14 protein-coding genes are annotated in these 17,661 nt (G+C 32.1%); all 14 read right to left on the bottom strand.

Going from position 1 to position 17,661, the window contains the following annotated elements:
- Window positions 1–50: 50 nt before the first annotated feature.
- Complete coding sequence (gene dnaB / locus N4A68_14930; protein MCT4565591.1) at window positions 51–1,379, bottom strand: replicative DNA helicase; 1,329 nt, start codon at window positions 1,377–1,379, stop codon at window positions 51–53.
- 216 nt (window positions 1,380–1,595) lie between these two features.
- Entirely contained in the window at window positions 1,596–3,548 is a 1,953-nt protein-coding gene (locus N4A68_14925; protein MCT4565590.1) for a cache domain-containing protein, read from the bottom strand.
- A gap of 344 nt (window positions 3,549–3,892) precedes the next feature.
- Complete coding sequence (locus N4A68_14920) at window positions 3,893–5,899, bottom strand: methyl-accepting chemotaxis protein (GenBank protein ID MCT4565589.1); 2,007 nt, start codon at window positions 5,897–5,899, stop codon at window positions 3,893–3,895.
- 293 nt (window positions 5,900–6,192) lie between these two features.
- On the bottom strand, window positions 6,193–8,427 hold the full coding sequence (locus N4A68_14915; GenBank protein MCT4565588.1) for an ATP-binding protein: 2,235 nt from the start codon (window positions 8,425–8,427) through the stop codon (window positions 6,193–6,195).
- Window positions 8,428–8,473: 46 nt separating this feature from the next.
- Window positions 8,474–9,808, bottom strand: coding sequence for a sigma-54 dependent transcriptional regulator (locus N4A68_14910; GenBank protein MCT4565587.1), 1,335 nt, complete (start codon window positions 9,806–9,808; stop codon window positions 8,474–8,476).
- Window positions 9,809–10,129: 321 nt separating this feature from the next.
- On the bottom strand, window positions 10,130–11,881 hold the full coding sequence (locus N4A68_14905; protein ID MCT4565586.1) for a methyl-accepting chemotaxis protein: 1,752 nt from the start codon (window positions 11,879–11,881) through the stop codon (window positions 10,130–10,132).
- Window positions 11,882–11,941: 60 nt separating this feature from the next.
- Window positions 11,942–12,370, bottom strand: coding sequence for a hypothetical protein (locus tag N4A68_14900; protein MCT4565585.1), 429 nt, complete (start codon window positions 12,368–12,370; stop codon window positions 11,942–11,944).
- Between the two features lie 227 nt (window positions 12,371–12,597).
- A complete protein-coding gene (rplI, locus tag N4A68_14895; protein MCT4565584.1) occupies window positions 12,598–13,044 on the bottom strand; it encodes a 50S ribosomal protein L9 in 447 nt (148 codons plus the stop codon).
- Entirely contained in the window at window positions 13,044–15,038 is a 1,995-nt protein-coding gene (locus N4A68_14890) for a DHH family phosphoesterase (GenBank protein MCT4565583.1), read from the bottom strand. Before N4A68_14890 ends, rplI begins: the two co-directional genes overlap by 1 nt.
- 15 nt (window positions 15,039–15,053) lie before the next feature.
- Window positions 15,054–16,001, bottom strand: coding sequence for a YybS family protein (locus N4A68_14885; protein ID MCT4565582.1), 948 nt, complete (start codon window positions 15,999–16,001; stop codon window positions 15,054–15,056).
- A gap of 24 nt (window positions 16,002–16,025) precedes the next feature.
- On the bottom strand, window positions 16,026–16,352 hold the full coding sequence (locus N4A68_14880; GenBank protein ID MCT4565581.1) for a MazG-like family protein: 327 nt from the start codon (window positions 16,350–16,352) through the stop codon (window positions 16,026–16,028).
- Between the two features lie 203 nt (window positions 16,353–16,555).
- Window positions 16,556–16,780 (bottom strand): 30S ribosomal protein S18, encoded by a 225-nt coding sequence (gene rpsR, locus N4A68_14875; GenBank protein ID MCT4565580.1) that lies wholly within the window; start codon window positions 16,778–16,780, stop codon window positions 16,556–16,558.
- An 18-nt stretch (window positions 16,781–16,798) separates the two neighbouring features.
- The gene (locus tag N4A68_14870) at window positions 16,799–17,209 is read right to left on the bottom strand and encodes a single-stranded DNA-binding protein (GenBank protein ID MCT4565579.1); all 411 of its coding nucleotides are present in this window, start codon (window positions 17,207–17,209) and stop codon (window positions 16,799–16,801) included.
- A gap of 30 nt (window positions 17,210–17,239) precedes the next feature.
- On the bottom strand, window positions 17,240–17,527 hold the full coding sequence (gene rpsF / locus N4A68_14865) for a 30S ribosomal protein S6 (GenBank protein ID MCT4565578.1): 288 nt from the start codon (window positions 17,525–17,527) through the stop codon (window positions 17,240–17,242).
- Window positions 17,528–17,661 lie beyond the last annotated feature (134 nt).

Genomic DNA, 17,661 nt, shown 5'->3' with positions numbered 1-17,661 from the left:
AGCTTTAGGAAATCTATATCATAAAACCCTAACCCTTCGGCTGCTACCCTTTATTCCCTAAATTTTTCAAGATTTGCAAACTTGGTATATTGTCCGAGCCATGCTAGCTCAACGGTTCCCGTAGAACCATTACGGTGCTTAGCTATTATAAGCTCTCCCATATTTTTCTTTTCACTATCGGGATGATAATATTCGTCACGATATAGAAACATAACGATATCCGCATCCTGTTCTATGGCACCGGATTCCCTGAGGTCAGAAAGGATGGGTCTGTGATCTGCCCTAAGCTCTGGAGCCCGGGATAGCTGTGATAGTGCAATAACAGGACAGTCCATCTCCCTAGCCATAATTTTCAAAGCCCTTGAAATAGCTGATATCTCCTGCTGTCTACTATCGGATCTAATATGGGACTCCATAAGCTGTAGATAATCGATCATTATCAGGTCTAAGCCCTTTTCCATCTTTAGTCTTCTGCATTTAGCCCTCATTTCCATTACAGTAATACCTGGAGTATCATCTATAAATACATTTGCTTGAGCTAGGGGGCCCATGGCATTTGCAAGCTTAGGCCATTCATCCTCACTAAGCTGACCAGTCTTTATATTCTGAATCTCAATATGGGATTCAGCACTTAGCATACGCTGTACCAACTGATCCTTTGACATCTCCAGACTAAATATGGCAACCGATGCTCCCGACCTTACAGCCGCATTTTGGCATACATTTATTGAGAATGCGGTTTTACCCATAGCCGGTCTTCCTGCTATTAAAACAAGATCTGATTTTTGAAGTCCTGAAGTCTTTCTATCCAGGTCAGAAAACCCTGTAGAAAGTCCAGTTATACCTCCTTCACTACTATATAACTGTTCTATTTTATCAAAGGTTTCCAATAGTATTTCCTTAATTGGAGAAAAACCTTCCTTATTGGTATTCTGAGAAATATCAAATATATTTTTTTCCGCAAGGTCTAAGAGCATATCAGCCTCTTCAGCTTCATATCCCTTTTCTACTATTTCCGTAGAAGCCTTTATCAAACGTCTAAGCAATGCTTTTTCTGCTACGATTTTTGCATAGTATTTTGCATTGGAGGTTATTATTCCAGAGGTAGATAAATCCGACAGATAGGTTACCCCTCCTAGGGCTTCAAGAGTACCCCTACTTGATAATTCCTCGGATAGGGTTACCAAATCCACAGGTTCATCCTTGTTATATAAATCTATCATTGCTTCATAGATTTCCTTGTGAGCCTCTTTATAAAAATCATCGTTTTTTAAAAGCTCAGTTGCAACGATTATAGCTTCTTTGTCTAAAATCATTGCCCCTAAAACCGATTGCTCTGCCTCAACATTATGGGGAGGTATTCTTCCAAAGTGTTCCATCTACATCACCTTTTCTTCTATAAAGATCTCATAATTCATATTCATGATAGAAATAGATCATCTTACCAAGCCTTTATTTAACCATATTTTCAGCTTGGATTCCAAGCTCATCTATAGCATTGATATCCTCTTAATAAATTATTTCATTACTATAAAATGCTTTATTTATATTTTCTATTATATCATTTATCAATCACAAGGATAAGGTGTTAATAATCATATCTCAATTTTATCTCTGCCATTATTCTTGGCTTTATAGAGCAACTCATCAACATCTACTAATAAATCCTTGATATTTCTATTTGCACTATTTATTTCCGTTATTCCCGCACTGAAACTCACCCTTAAATTCTTATTTTCCCATCTATTTCCAGTAAAAATATTTTTTATCCTATGGATTGTATTAAATGCCGATATTTTATCTGTGTAGGGTAAAAGAATTAAGAATTCCTCCCCTCCATATCTTCCTATAAAATCTGTTTTTCTTAAGTTCTCCTTAAGTATTTTAGTAAATTCCTGTAAAACCTTGTCTCCGAATATATGTCCATATGTATCATTGATATTTTTAAATCTATCAATGTCGATCATTACTATAGATAAAATACTTTTTTCCCTATCCAATCTTTCAACCTCAGTTTTTAATTGATCTATTATGAATCTCCTATTATAAACACCCGTGAGTTCATCTGTTATGGCTAGGGCTTTTAATGTTTCTTCATAGTTTTTTCTTCTGGTTAAGTCCCTCACATATGCAATATACTTATAATCCCTATTCAACTTTATTCGCTTAATATAAAGATCTATAGGTATTAATTCCTTAGATTTATTCACTAGATATGTTTCAATGTTAATTATTTCATCAATATTTTCTTTAAATAATTGGTCCTTTAATAGCTCCTTGAAGTTTAGCTTTTTTATGACATGCTTAGAACATGAAATCATTTTTAAACCTTTATGATTAGCTTCTATTATTCTTCCATTAGGTTCTAAAATAAATATACCGTCTTCTGAAAGATTAGTTAATATTTCATATAATTGTTCTTCGGCCTTTATGGTTTGTTCCGTTCGTTTTAGCAAATATAGCTCAAGGAATGTAACAAGAAGCATTATAAATAGTAGTATATATGATATTTTAAATATATTCTTAAAAATTTCTTTTCTTAAATCGGCTTCAGCCAGTTTCACTGTCTTTTCTATTTCATCCACATACACACCTGTGCCTATAATCCACTTCCAGTCATCAATTCCTTTTACAAAGGTTATTTTAGGATATGTACCTTCCCTATTGGGCTTTGACCAGAAATAATTAATATATCCTTCCTTATTCCCCTCTATTACCTTAATTTCCTCATCATGTATGTTGACGTCATTTATGTCCCTTACTTTACTAACATCCTTGCCTAGGTATTCTTTTTGAGCAAATACCAAGGCTATGCCATCATAGGTGGTTACAAAAATATATCCATCATTTCCATACTTGATTTCTGATATCCTATCTAGGACTTCCTTTTTAATGATTTCTTCTAAATCATTTACATAAAGCCCAGTCCCTATATACATATCCAAGGGCTCAAAATATTTGATAAAAGATATTTTTTTATATTCTTTTTTATCGTCCCTTGGCTTAGTCCATGTATAGTGATAGTAACCTTCACCTTCAGTTTTGGCAATTTTAATCATGTCCCTCATAATATGGCTATTCTCAATATCTATGAGGCTTGTATCCTCTCTATCCGGCATATTTGGTAAAAGAATTATGCTGCCATCTAATCTACTCATAAAATAATATCCATTATCATAATCAAATCTAATACGACTTAATACATCCTTGATCATTCCTTGTATTTCTGCATTCGTTTTATGTCTGTTATTTTCATATATACTAAGGGCAATGCTTTCAGCATCGTAGACTCTATGTTTTATTTCTCTCCTTAGCTTATCCTCTATTTTTGACTTCTCAAATTGTATATAATCATATACTTCATAGATTTCGTTTTTCATTAACTCTTTTTGATCATTATAGTACTCTTCTCTTAAAACCTCCATTTCACTATTGAACCTTTTATAGGATATATTAAATGTAAAAATCCCTATTGTAATCATAATCAGAACCATTGATACTAGAGAACTTACTATGCTTACTTTTTTTATCCTTCGTGAAAACTTCATCAATACACCTCATATGAAATATTTACTCTTTTTTAAAGATAAACAACTTCAAGGTTTAATATATTTCAAAGAAAAAATGTAGAAGGGTTTATCATTTTCTTTGAAATATATTTTAAGTCTTAATGCTGTTTATCTATATTTGAGGAAACTGCATAATTATGACTTGGCACAATTACATACTATATATAGGATAAATTTTAATTTATAGGTATCTAAATATCCGATACCTTTGGAGATTTTCAATCTAATAGCTTGTAAAACCTATACCATAAAATAGATTTTATGTGAATTTGTAAATATAAATATTCTCTAAGCAGTACTTGATGTCCTCACCTTGAAGGTCATTATATTTTATACAGCTTTATTGCATCCGATAATTCTTTTATCATATTATCTAGGTTTTGTATCGATGCACTGATTTCTTCCATCGATGCCGTCTGTTCCTCAGCAGATGCACTAATTTCCTGGGCTGATGCTGCTGATTGCTGAGATACTGCGGATATATTTTCTATGGATTTCAAATTATTATCCTTAATATTATTGATTTCTTCGATATCCTCATTCACTAAACCTACTAGCTTAGTAGACTCATCTATTGACACGGTTATATCGTCAAAGGACTTTTTAGTTTCTTCTAATGATGTATTTGCACTATTTAATATGAGCTTTGCCCCATGCATATTATCATTTGTTCTTTCAATAATTATTGTTATTTCATCTATTATACCCTTTATTTCATTAGTGGCCTTTGCCGATTCCTTTGCTAGTTTTCTTACTTCATCGGCTACAACGGCGAAGCCTTTACCTGCATCTCCTGCCCTAGCTGCCTCTATTGCGGCATTTAATGCTAATAGATTAGTCTGTTCAGCTATTGAATTTATTGCCTCTACTATCATACCTATTGACTTGGATTTATCGGCTAAATCCTCTATTTCCTTTGCGACCTCCATAGTCGACTTTGTATTCTCCTCAAACCTTTTTTCAAGATTTGTAATTGAGATAATTCCAACTTCATTTTTTTCCTTCATATGATTAGTATTATCCGTTGTAATTTTGAGTTTCTCTGTGATGTCTTTTATATTGACCGCTAAATTATTTGTGATTTCTAAACCTATACTAGTCTCTCCCGATAAATCGTTAACACCTGAAGCAATTTCTTCAATGGTTTGGGAAATTTCTTCACTGGAAATACTTACTTCCTCCGTAGAGTAGGATATTGTTTCCGATGATTCTTCAAGCTCCTTTACCGTATCCTTTATCTTTATAGTCATATCCCTCATGTTTTCTATCATCTTATTAAAGTTAACCGACAGCAGACCTATTTCATCCTTTGATTTCACACGGATTTTCACACTTAAATCTCCCTGTCCAACCTTATCCATGGCTTTAACTAAATCATTAATGGGCCTTACCGCTAACCTATTTATCAATAATGACACCACTAGTACTAAAGATAGTGTAATACCTAATAGGGCAATTAAAATATGTCCCTTTAACTTGTTAACTTCTTCCATGAATTCGCTTTCTGGAAACACAATTATAACTATTTTGTCTCCCATATTCTTAAAAGCAACATGTCTAGGTATTTTATCATATGTATATCTAATTTTACCATCATCTTTTTCAAAAATATCCTTAGACCAATCAAATTCTTTGATATTAGTTCCTATTTCTTTATTATTGGGATGGGCTATTATTTCTCCATCTAAGTTAACAATATATGCATATCCTTCTTTTCCCACCTGTATTTTACTAATAAGATCTTGTAAATCCATTACCTTTAATAAATCTTCTACAGCCTTAGGATGTAACCCTATTTGGATTATTCCCCCTTGATCCAGTCTAGATACTCCTATATATTGGAATAATGTTTTATCTGAACCCCTTAAGCTTGGTTCTTGAGCTAAGGTGAGGTTTTTATTCTTAAGTATTTCTATAAATGGTTTTGTTTGCTCCGTTGTTTTAAAATCAAAACCAATAAAATCCTCTATGGTTCCGTGGCTTAGAACTCCATTTTCATCGGTAATATGTATCTCGTCCACTCCCAGCCTATCTGCTATTATTTTCATATTTTCCGTAGAGAGAAGCTCAGGATTTTCTTTGATCAATTGTGCTATGGATTTTGTTAAAGCTATACTCTTTTCATTCAATGCATTTTTAGTTATATCCATCATGTTTTCCCTAGCCTTTACAGTATTTGTTACTGTAGACAATTCGCTGTAAAGCTGTGATTCTACCATGCCTAATACTAAATCCTTTCTAATATTTGTATAACTGACCACAACCAAAATTAATATTGATGTTATAATAATTAGTATAATGGGAATTAGTATTTTACTTCTTAACTTCATAATGGTCTCCTCCCTAAATTTTCATAGTTTAATATATAAGTGCAAGTTTCATGCCATCAAATATTTTTTTATGTTCTTCCTATATACTGGTTAATTTCAATAAAAAAATATCCCCCGGATATTAATTAACATATCAAGGGGAATATTTTAATGTAATTATTACATTCTTCGAGTAATTTTTACAAATTTCGCTATAGGGTTTATTAATTGTTGTAGCAATTATAGGGATTTCAGTATAGACTTTAAGTTATACTATGAAAACCCTATAGAGATATTTCAGTCAAAACTTTAATTCACCCTAGACTCTCTATAATTGGAAGACTTACTTTAAAACAACATCCCTGTTCAGAATTATTTTCCACTGATATTTCGCCGCCTAAAGCATTTATAATCTTTTGTGAAATATACAGTCCTAATCCAACTCCTTTATATTTCTTTTTAGAAGAATCATCAACTTGATAAAATGGTTTAAATATACTATCCATTTTATCCTGATCTATGCCAATTCCATTATCCTTTACATATATATCAATATTATTTGTTTTTTCTTTAAGTGATACCTCAATATCTCCTTCACAGGAGAATTTTATTGCATTATCTAAGATATTGTCAACTACTTGTCTAAGTCTAAACATATCAGTTATAATAAAAATATCTTTTTGAGGAATAGAAAACTTTATATTAATGTTTTTGCCTTTTATAGTAAGATTTCTATCTGTTATCAATGTATTTAAAAAAGTGGTTAAATTAATTTCCTTAAAATCAAAGTTGATTTTCTGTGCTTCAATTAAGGAAATATCAAGTAAGTCATTAATTAAATACTGAAGTCTATCTGCATTATTATAGGCTACCTTGAGCATTTCTTTTTGTTCTTCACTTAGCTCTTCATCCTGTTCCTCCAATAAATATTCAAGATAAGTCATTGTAATATTAAGGGGAGTTTTCAGTTCATGACTTACATTGGCTATAAAGCTATTTTTTGATCTATTAGCTACCTTTAATTCCTCATTTTTTTTATATAAGACCTCCAAGGTTGCCATATGCTGTTTAGATAACAAGGTCAGCTTATGATTTTTGTCCTCCAGCTTTTGCTGCTCATTAGCCAGTTCTTTTATAAATCGGTTTCTTATTTTATCCGCTTCCTTAATCTTGGTAACATCCTTAGCAAATACAACAAATTTTTTCATCTGCTGATGGTTGTCAAGTATAGGATATAATACTATATTAAAATATTTTTCCTTAAGTTTTTCTTCAAAGGATACTTTTTTTCCCCCTTCAATGAAATTATTAATACAATTTTTCATTTTTTGTTTTAGCTCTGGTAATAAAAGGTCAAAGATATTTAAGCCTTTAGCTTCTTCAATCTTTAATTTAAACGCTGATGCACAGGTTTCATTCAGTTCCAAAATAGTTCCTTTTCTATCTACCAATATCAGTACTTCCGTTATCCCATTTAAAAATGCTTCACTTATTTTCCGACCATCACGGAGGGTGTCTTCAATAATCTTAAGATGGGTTATATCGTTTAGTACTATTACCCCATTGGTTATTTTATTATTCTCATCATGTATAGGAGTACTAGATACTATGATAATTCTTTCTTTTTTATCTTTCCTTCGCAAAAGCATCTCTATATCCTTTATAACCCTTCCCTTCTCAATAGTCTCCCAATATGGCAATTCCTTTAAAGGAATCTCAGTGCCATCTAGCTCGTGAAGAAAATATGCCCTTTCCTGGGAATTGGCAAGCCTTCCACCCAATCTATTTGCATTTTTACCTAGTATATTGGTAGACGTTTTATTTGTCAAAATAATATTACCCTTTATATCACAAACTATTATCCCCACGGGCATAACATCCAAAAGAGATATCAATGTATTATTTGAATTAAAAAGTTCACTATTGAGTTTCTCAATCTTTTTTTGCTTTTCATCCATCTCTATTCCTAATAGCATATTTTTATTGGAATCATTTATGATCAGCACAATACAAAGTAATGAAATCAAAGATACAATTGTCATATTTATATTTAGCATTAACCATAGGGAATAGGAAACGGGTATAATAAATGGCATTAAGAAAAATCGAATTATACAGTATATTAAGTAAGCTATAAGTATCCTCTTTATACTGAACAATCTATATTTCTCATTATTCTTGTTAGGTTTATAAAATATGAACCCAACCATACCAGGAATTATTATACCCATAGCTATACCTTGCCAAATTGTTGAACCTCCTATATAATAGCGAAATATTGTAGGCAAAATACAGGATATAAGTCCAGCCTTCCACCCATATAAATATGAAACAAGGAAAACCGGTATACCCCTTATATCAAAAACCATTCCCTTGTGCATATATGAATTGAGCATAATTAAAACCGATATTAGACTGGCATGAATAGAAGATGCCCAAATATTAGGTCTATAACCACTTGTTTTTTTATCAACACGGTTCACTAATTTAATGCTTATAAAAAAAGCCCCAATAAGTAGGATCATATTATCAAAAAATGTATGAAACATGGAATTTCACCTCTATAAAGTTTTTATACTAAAGCCTTATGTATTTTTATATCTTGATATTATATTTTCGGATTTTATTATATAGTGTTTTCTTACTTATTTCTAAAATTCCTATGGCCTCGTCCTTATTACCGCTAACCCCTTTCAAAACCTTTGTTATATGCTGCTTTTCCAATTGTTCTAAACTGATCATGGCGCTGCTGTCAATATTTTGTGGGCTGTTATTCTTGTCTTCTGCTAATAATAAATAAGCGTCGATATCCTCTTTGGTAATATTTTCTTTATTTACTATTGATATAATCCTTTGCATCACATTTTTTAATTCTCTTATATTTCCAGGCCAATCATGTTTTTTTAGTGCTTCTATGGCTTCTTTATCTATGGTTTTCACACAGGTGACATAGTCTCGTCTAAATATATCTATGAAATAATTTACAAGTAAAGGTATATCTTCTTTTCTCTCCCTTAAGGAAGGCAAGTCTATATTGAATGTATTTATCCTATAAAACAAGTCCCTACGAAAGCCGCCCTTATTCACAGCTTCCATTATGTCCCTATTAGTGGCACATATAAGTCTAAAATCAGAAAACGATTGTTTATTTCCCCCCAAACGTTCAAAGGTTTTGTATTCAAGAACCCTTAGCAATTTGGTTTGTAATTTTTCATCCATTTCACTTACTTCATCTAAGAATAAAGTCCCTTCATTTGCTTCTTCAATTTTACCTTTCTTTGTGTTGGTAGCACCGGTAAAGGCTCCTTTTTCATAGCCAAAAAGCTCACTTTCCAATAGATCACCGGGGATAGCTGCACAATTAATTTTGACAAGGTTACTATGTTTTCTAATGGAGTTATAATGTATAGAATCTACTATTAACTCTTTTCCCGTACCACTTTCTCCATAAATCAATATAGGTGCATCACTATTAGAAAATTTTAAGGCCTTATCTATACAGCTTCTTATCTTCGGACTTTTACCTATGATTTTGCCTTTTTCCTGCTGAAGTCTTTTATTGAATCCATTATCTTTTTGTAAAACATTCCATATTACTTTTCTTATATCCTTAAGTTTAAAGGGCTTTGATATAAAATCTACGGCACCATTTTCTAAAAAAAACTTAGATTTATATTTCTCCGCATAAGCGGTCATTATTATGACCTTAACTTCACTATAATTTTCATTTATTATTTTTAGAACTTCAACTCCATCCATATCGGGCATCTGAATATCTAAAAGAACTATTTCCGGACAGTCTTCCTTCAATGCTTGTATAACCGATTCGGCACTATAAAATCCTACGGCTTCAAGATTTTCTTTACAAAGCACTTTTTGTAACAAATCTGTGATTTCTTTATGATCGTCTACAATGAATACTTTTTTCACTTATGTCCCCCCTTATCCAATTATCAACACTATCATTCAAAGGTCACCAACAATAGAATTAAATAAAATTTAAAGGTGGTTACCTATATCAATCTCTTTCAGCCTAATATATAGCACTACAATAAGTGTCATTATTCGACATGTTTAATCTATTATAATTATACAATATATTAATACTTTGTTATAGTAACTAATGATAATTACCCATTTTTTCTATTTATAATTTTAGACTCACAAAAAAGCCAGTACTAATTTGTACTGGCTTTAGAAAATAATCCAAAGAACCGGTGGGATGACTGGTTTATTTTTTGTAAGTAAATATTACAACTTAAATTGATTTATTTCCCTTTCTAGTCCCTTAACCATTTCTGCTAAATTGTGGCTTGATGATGCGATCTCTTGTATAGAAGCCACCTGTTCTTCTGTGGATGCTGAAATTTCTTGGGTAGAGGCTGAAGTTTCCTCAGATATAGCCGATAAATTTTCTATTATACCCACGATTTCATCCTTACTATAGTTCATGCTTTCACTATATTTTTCTATTTCACTAATTTTTTCAGTTAGTCTTTTTACAGAATGAATTATATTATTAAACATTGCTCCAACTTCATCGACTATTTTATTATTCTCTTCTACGATATCCTTTGCCTCGGTCATTGTATCTACAGCAGTTTTAGACTGTGTTTGTATTCCTTCTATAATATTATTGATATCATTTACAGACTGCTCCGATTGCTTAGCAAGGCTCCCAATTTCCTCTGCAACAACAGAGAATCCTCTACCATATTCACCGGCTCTAGCTGCTTCAATAGATGCATTTAGGGCAAGCAGATTTGTTTGCTGAGCTATTTGACCGATAGTTCCTATAATACTCTCTATTTCTTGAGCCTTTGCATCTACCTCTAATATACTACCACTTACCTTCATTGTAGCATCATTAGTTTCCTTTGATTTCTGTGTTAAGGTCTCCACTATTTTTATTCCACTATTACTAATTTCATTTGCTTCATCGGATATATCATTCATTTGTTTAGCCGACTTTGCCACAGTCTCTATCTCACTTGCTAACCCACTTATTTTATAGGTGCTATCCTCCATATCCCTCGCCTGTTCTCCAGCGCCCTTAGCGATTTCTTCTATTGCCCTTGCCACTTCATCTATGGCGGTCACTGTCTGACCAGTAATATCCGATAGCAAACCCGAAGTTTCGGTTACCGTTCTAGATGAATTGCTAAAGGTTTGTATTAAGTTTCTAAATGTTTTTGTGAGATTATTTAAGCTTAATGCAATATCACCTATCTCATCATTTGATTTCACCTCACAATAAGCATTTAGATTCTTTTTCTCCACCTCTGCCATTGTAGATACTATATTTTTTATCTTCTTTACCATATTTCTAATAAATGCTGTAGAAATAATGGTACCTATGAGGATAAAGACCATACTAATGATGGCAAAACGAAAGATCATTTTACCTACTCCTTGGTCAATGTCATCTTTCTCTACCCCAACGAACCATATACCAAGAACTTCTCCCTTTTTATTCTTAATAGGTTTATATTTGGTTTCATATATTTTGTCTGCCACATTTGCTTCCCCTGTATAATGTTCTCCTTGTTCAATGTTATTTGCAACCTTTTCAGAAAGATTTGTCCCCACGGCCCTGCTACCATCGGATTTTTTTACATTTGTCGATACCCTTACATAGGGAGCCTCCGTATATCCATCTTTATTTTCTAATTTGACATTTTCATTCTTCATAAATATTGTTGCAACTGAATTAGTTTTTTCTAATACTTCGTCTACGATTTCAAAATTTCCATTTTCTAGTGTTCCATCTCCAATTAATATATCGCCCTTATAAAGCTTTTCATCCTTTATCATCCAATCTCCTGGATATTTATTATCAAGCAAGCTATAGCCTAGATTTAAATCTCCATCGAGCTTTTTATTAAGTTCATAAATTGCAGCATTTGTTATTTCATTCTTTGCCGCCACTATTGTTACTACACCAAATATTAATTGTAATGCTATAATTATAAAAAGCAATTTACCCTGTAATTTTAATCTCATATTATGCTCTCCTCCTATAAAAACCTATTAGATATCCATTAGATAGAATTAGTAATAATATTATTCCCTTATTAAAGAAGATTCCACTGACCCATAGTTATAGCCCTTTGATTTGTTTATCCATCGAAATGAGAAGCTTAAAATATCTATAATGGGTACTATGTCTTTTCCTGTATTTATGAACCCTATGATACCATCACGACTTTCATTTTCTGGAAAATGAACTATATCATCTTCATTGAAGTCTTCAAAATATTGGATATCAGAAACACCCAAGCATTCTAATTGCTGATCTCCATCAAAGTATATAAATTGTGTGGCATTTGAATATTCCCTATTTATAGGTCGAATATCCCGTATCTCATTAAAAGTTTTTATTTTTTGTTGGTCATTTGAAAACTTTTCCTTTTTGCTTAAGACCAACAATATATCCGATTGTTTGACTACTAATCGATAATTTTCAGTTTTAAATAAGATTAGATCCACCATCCTTTCCCTCCAAACATAATTATATAAAATCCCTATAATTCTTTATGATATCTATTACTTAAAATAAGTAGCAAGAATTGTACCAAAATCCTTAAAAGTCCATAAGTTTCTAAATTCCTTTAAAATCAATACAATAGAAATAGACCTAATGAATTGATTTAATTCATTAGGTCTATTTCTATGTAATTTTTACAATATTATCGAATTATCATGTAATTTTTACTTTTTTATTCAGCTGTAACTTCAATCTTCATCTTTGCACTTATTTCCGGATAAACCTTTACTTCCACATATATGGCTCCTAGCTCCTTTATATGTCCATCTAAAACCATTTTTCTCTTATCAATATTTATTTTATGATCCTTTTTTAATTTAGCAGCTATATCCTTAGTGGTTATTGATCCAAAGAGCTTACCCCCATCTCCTGCTTTACTCTTAAATTTAAGCGTTATATTAGAAATCTTTTCAGCCAGCTGTTTTGCCTCATTTACTTCATTATCTTGTCTCTTCTTTTCAGATGCCTTCTGAGCTTTAAGACTTTTTATGTTACCTTGGGTTGCTTCTTTAGCCAAGCCCCTTGGAATCAAGTAATTTCTTGCGTGTCCATCGCTTGTATTGATGACATCTCCCTTTTTCCCTGTTCCTTTGATATCCTTTAGTAATATTACCTTCATTACTTCTCACCTTCCTCCAAGTATTCTTCAATCACATTTATTAGCATATTCTTTGCTTCATAGGTGGTCACATCCTTTAGCTGTGCCCCAGCTACAGTAAGATGTCCTCCACCCCCTAATTTTTCTAATATCCTTTGTACATTTATTTCACCTAAAGATCTTCCACTTATAAATACTATATTATCTTCTTTAGTTCCAATTACAAAGGATGTATTTATCCCTCTTATATTTAAAAGCTCGTCTGCACCTTGAGCAACTACTAATTGAGGATTCTTAATATTCTCATCGCATACTGATATAGCTATACTGTCCTTAACTATTTGTGCATTTCTAACCACATTTGCCTTAGCTATAAATGTAGTTAGATCATCTTGAAACAACTGCCTTACCTCTGTGGTATCTGCCCCAGCTCTTCTTAATAGGGAAGCCGCCTCAAAGGTTCTTACACCGGTTTTAAGGGCAAAATTCTTGGTATCAACAGTTATTCCACCTAGCATTGCCTCGGCTTCTATTTTTTCCAAATTTATTTTAGCTTCCATATATTGAAGAATCTCTGTAACAAGCTCACAGGTCGATGATGCATAGGGTTCTAAATAGGTAAGAACCGTATCTTCTATAAACTCTGTTCCCCTTCTATGGTGGTCTATAAGAACTATTCTATCACTGTTATCTATGAGCCTTGGACACTCAGTAAAGCTAGGTCTATGGGTATCTACTACCACAATCAAATCCTTCTCACCAAAAATCTCTAGGGCCTCATCACTGCTTATAAACTTATATTCTTCATTACCTTTAAATTTATTGTATACATTTTCAATAGCTGCATTTACTCCATTTATAACTATGTATGGCTTTTTCCCTCTATTGATTACAGCCCTATATACTCCTATTGCTGCACCAAAGCTATCCATATCAGGAGACTGATGACCCATTATTATTACCTTGTTACTTTGATCAATTAATTGTCTCAAAGCATGGGCAATTATTCTGGCCTTCACCTTATTTCTTTTTTCTACTGCTTTAGTTTTTCCACCATAAAATTCAAAGGCATCTATCTTTCTAACTACAGCTTGATCTCCACCTCTACCTAAGGCTAATTCCAAAGCCGATGACGCAAATTCTTCTAAACGGCTTAAATTTTTCCCATTAACACCAACACCTATGCTTAGTGTTGGTGGAATTTCATTTCCTAGATCAAGCTCCCTTATATCATCTAATATTGTAAATTTTTTTGCCTCTAAATTATCAAGATATCTATTTTCAAAAACAACTACATATTTATCTTTTTGATATTTTTTTACTAATCCATTCATTCTTGAAACCCATAAATTTATGTTTCTATCTATTTCCGCAGTAACTAAAGGTCTATATTCTTCCTCAGTTTTTTTCAAAACATCATCATAATTATCTACCTGGATAAATGCTATATTGGGTTTTTCATTATTATACTTTGTCTTTAGATTATAAAAATTAGTATTTTCTATCCAATACAACATTATAATATATCTTTCCTCATTTTCATTATCGAGCTTTACTACATTGTAACGAACTTGATAGATTTTATCCTTGATTTTTATATCTTTGATTTTTTCCTTTTCTTCTTCTAAAAGCTTATTGATCTCAATGGCAGGTACAATATCCTCTATATTTTTATCCAATATATCCTTCTCTTCCATCATATCGATAAATTTTGAATTATACCATGATATATTTCCATCAAATTCTACTATGGTTAAGGGTATGGGTAAATTAAGTAAGGAATACCTTGCTACTGAATCAATCTCTGTAGATAAATTCTCAATATACTTCTTCCATTTATTTTTACGTATATGATTGGATTTCCAATTATGATAAATTAGATATACCATTAAAACTATCCCACAAGCTCCCACATATGGATTATAAATAAATATAATCATAACCAATACCACAATAATCCATAGATAAATCCTAGTATCGGGCATCAAGATTTTAAGAAATCTTTTATTATTCATAATTACACTCCAAACTTAGCTCTCAAGTTTTCTTATATTAAGCACAACATCAGTTAGTCCCATGAAAAATGAAATACCCCTTGTAATCGGTATAATATAGGCAAATACTAAAATGGTTCTTCTCAATCCATTACCCAAATTATTTTTTTCCAAAAAGAAACTAGCAACTGCAAGTCCTTGTAGTGTAAAAATCTCTTGGAATAAAAGCATCATATTAAAATTTAAAGCAACAGATTTGACAATATTAAATCTATTTGCTAAATAAGTCAAAAGTACTATTACCAATGATCCCATCATAAAATTGGCCGGCAGCCTAAAATGGGATAATTTATTTGGCTTTCGTATATCAAAGCCTGTCCTTCTTAAAATGGCCCCTGAAGCAATATAGTTTATATATGTTGTTACTACAGATGCAACAATTATACTAGACGGGAATACTAATAAAGCAAGCTTTTTCATTTGATCTAGAACATTCAAAACTTGATCCAGCTGGGCAGGATCTATACCAGGAAATCCGGAGAATCCTTTATACATTTCCCTAGCCTGAACAAATGTATTTTCTAAGGCTTCTAAAGGCCCGAAGCCAAAGATTTTAGGCATCAATGCAAAGTTAATTATCATGCCTACTATGGATGCAATAGTTCCAACAAGAATTATCAAATTGGATGAATTTTTTTTCTGAATCATATATCCCATAAAAGCCGAAGATAATCCAGTGGTTCCTAAAAATATCACTGCTCTTAATGGTCCTGTAAAAGTACCTATCATGATCCCCGCTGCTATAAGTGACAGTATGTTATATTTCAATCCATTTTTTGCCCCAATTACGATGAAAGGAGCCGGTAGAAACATTAATAATACATTTAAAACAGGTATATACATACTGACTAAAGTGAAAATAACGGCTATTGCTGTTATCAAGGCTGATTCAACCATTGCACTAGTTTTGTTTCGTGTATTCAAATATATTCACTCCCTAAGCTTCTATTATTTACTATTTCTATCCATATGTTTTTTTAAGCTTGATAGATCTCCGAACCAGCTCTCAACCTTATGATCTTCTAAAACCCCTAGTTTAATTTTATCATCGACACGCATATCCAAATTGGAATAGCTTATACCCAGTCTTCTTCCCAATACATAGGTAACTAAAATAATATTAGCAAGGATATCAGCTATAGCTTCCTGCTTCCCCTTGATTCCTCTAACTAGCAGCTCAAATAATGACGCTATAGAAGAAAGCAGCTCACTCTTTAGCCATTCTATTATCTTTATATTTTTTGTAATATCTATACCATTATCACCAAAGGACATACTATTCCCTCCCTAATACATTATAACAAATATACATGGGATATGTATATATAATCCAAAATTATATCAATTCCATGATATAACCTAGTTTTTACTATTATACCACACCTTTATGGTAATATTTGCTATTACCATAAAATCTATTAATTTCCTTGATATAAAAAAAGAGAAGCAATATATTGCTCCTCTTTTGTATATCTCTTTTATTCACCAACTGTAAATGGTAATAATGCCATAATTCTTGATCTTTTGATAGCTGTAGTTAACTGTCTTTGGTGATGCGCACAGTTACCAGTTATTCTTCTTGGAAGAATTTTACCTCTATCAGTTACATACTTTTGTAAAAACTTAGTATCTTTATAATCTATTTCTTTAACTTTGTTAGCACAAAAGCTACAAATCTTTTTTCTCTTTCTTCCTCTTCTCACTAATTTCCCCTCCTTGTCCTAGAATGGAACGTCATCATCGTCCTCTATAGCTTGAAATCCATCTGCACCATCATTGAAGTCTGGGAATTGGGGATCTAAATTATTATTTTCTCTTTTATTTCCCCATTCTAGAAATTCTACTCTATCTGCAACAACTTCAGTTGAATATCTTTTTTCGCCTGTATTAGTCTGATAATTATTATTTTGAAGTCTACCCTGTACACCAACCAATCTGCCTTTTGCTAAATAATTGGCACAGTTTTCACCTGTTTTTCCCCAAACAACTATTCTGAAAAAATCTGCTTCATTATTCTTAGAAAATGGTCTATCCACTGCAATAGAAAAGGTGGCAACTGCTTTACCGCTACCTGCTGTAAAGCGAAGCTCAGGATCTCTGGTAAGTCTTCCAATTAAAACTACACTATTCATTTAATCCCCACCTTATTGTTTTTACACTTTTTATTTCGCCTCTAAATTGATAACCATATATCTGATAACATCGTCTGAAATTCTGAAATTTCTTTCTAATTCCTTAGGCAAATCTGTATTTGCTTTGAAATTAGCTAGTACATAATAGCCCTCTTTAAGCTTGTTAATCTCATAGGCTAACTTTTTTAAGCCCCACTCGTTAAACTCTTCAACTTCACCATCATTTGAAATGATTGTTTTAAATTTTTCGATTAACTCATTTCTCTTTTCTTCTTCAAGATCTGGTCTTAATATGAACATCGCTTCATACTTTCTCATCTTTTACACCTCCCTATGGTCTTTGTGGCCCTACTCAAGCAGAGCAGAGAGAATATGTTTTATATTCACAACTTTAGATTATATCATTAGATTACAATTTATTCAACAACAAAAATATAATTATATATTTTTGT

The sequence above is a fragment of the Maledivibacter sp. genome, assembly GCA_025210375.1.
In the GTDB taxonomy this organism is placed as follows: domain Bacteria; phylum Bacillota; class Clostridia; order Peptostreptococcales; family Caminicellaceae; genus JAOASB01.
Note: the sequence above shows the minus strand (reverse complement) of the source record. Positions and strands in the feature narration are given on the sequence as shown.

Coding starts and splice junctions, on each gene's coding strand:
- dnaB (MCT4565591.1), bottom strand. CDS start 1,379: ATGGAACACTTTGGAAGAATACCTCCCCATAATGTTGAGGCAGAGCAA.
- N4A68_14925 (MCT4565590.1), bottom strand. CDS start 3,548: ATGAAGTTTTCACGAAGGATAAAAAAAGTAAGCATAGTAAGTTCTCTA.
- N4A68_14920 (MCT4565589.1), bottom strand. CDS start 5,899: ATGAAGTTAAGAAGTAAAATACTAATTCCCATTATACTAATTATTATA.
- N4A68_14915 (MCT4565588.1), bottom strand. CDS start 8,427: ATGTTTCATACATTTTTTGATAATATGATCCTACTTATTGGGGCTTTT.
- N4A68_14905 (MCT4565586.1), bottom strand. CDS start 11,881: ATGAGATTAAAATTACAGGGTAAATTGCTTTTTATAATTATAGCATTA.
- N4A68_14900 (MCT4565585.1), bottom strand. CDS start 12,370: ATGGTGGATCTAATCTTATTTAAAACTGAAAATTATCGATTAGTAGTC.
- rplI (MCT4565584.1), bottom strand. CDS start 13,044: ATGAAGGTAATATTACTAAAGGATATCAAAGGAACAGGGAAAAAGGGA.
- N4A68_14890 (MCT4565583.1), bottom strand. CDS start 15,038: ATGAATAATAAAAGATTTCTTAAAATCTTGATGCCCGATACTAGGATT.
- N4A68_14880 (MCT4565581.1), bottom strand. CDS start 16,352: ATGTCCTTTGGTGATAATGGTATAGATATTACAAAAAATATAAAGATA.
- N4A68_14870 (MCT4565579.1), bottom strand. CDS start 17,209: ATGAATAGTGTAGTTTTAATTGGAAGACTTACCAGAGATCCTGAGCTT.
- rpsF (MCT4565578.1), bottom strand. CDS start 17,527: ATGAGAAAGTATGAAGCGATGTTCATATTAAGACCAGATCTTGAAGAA.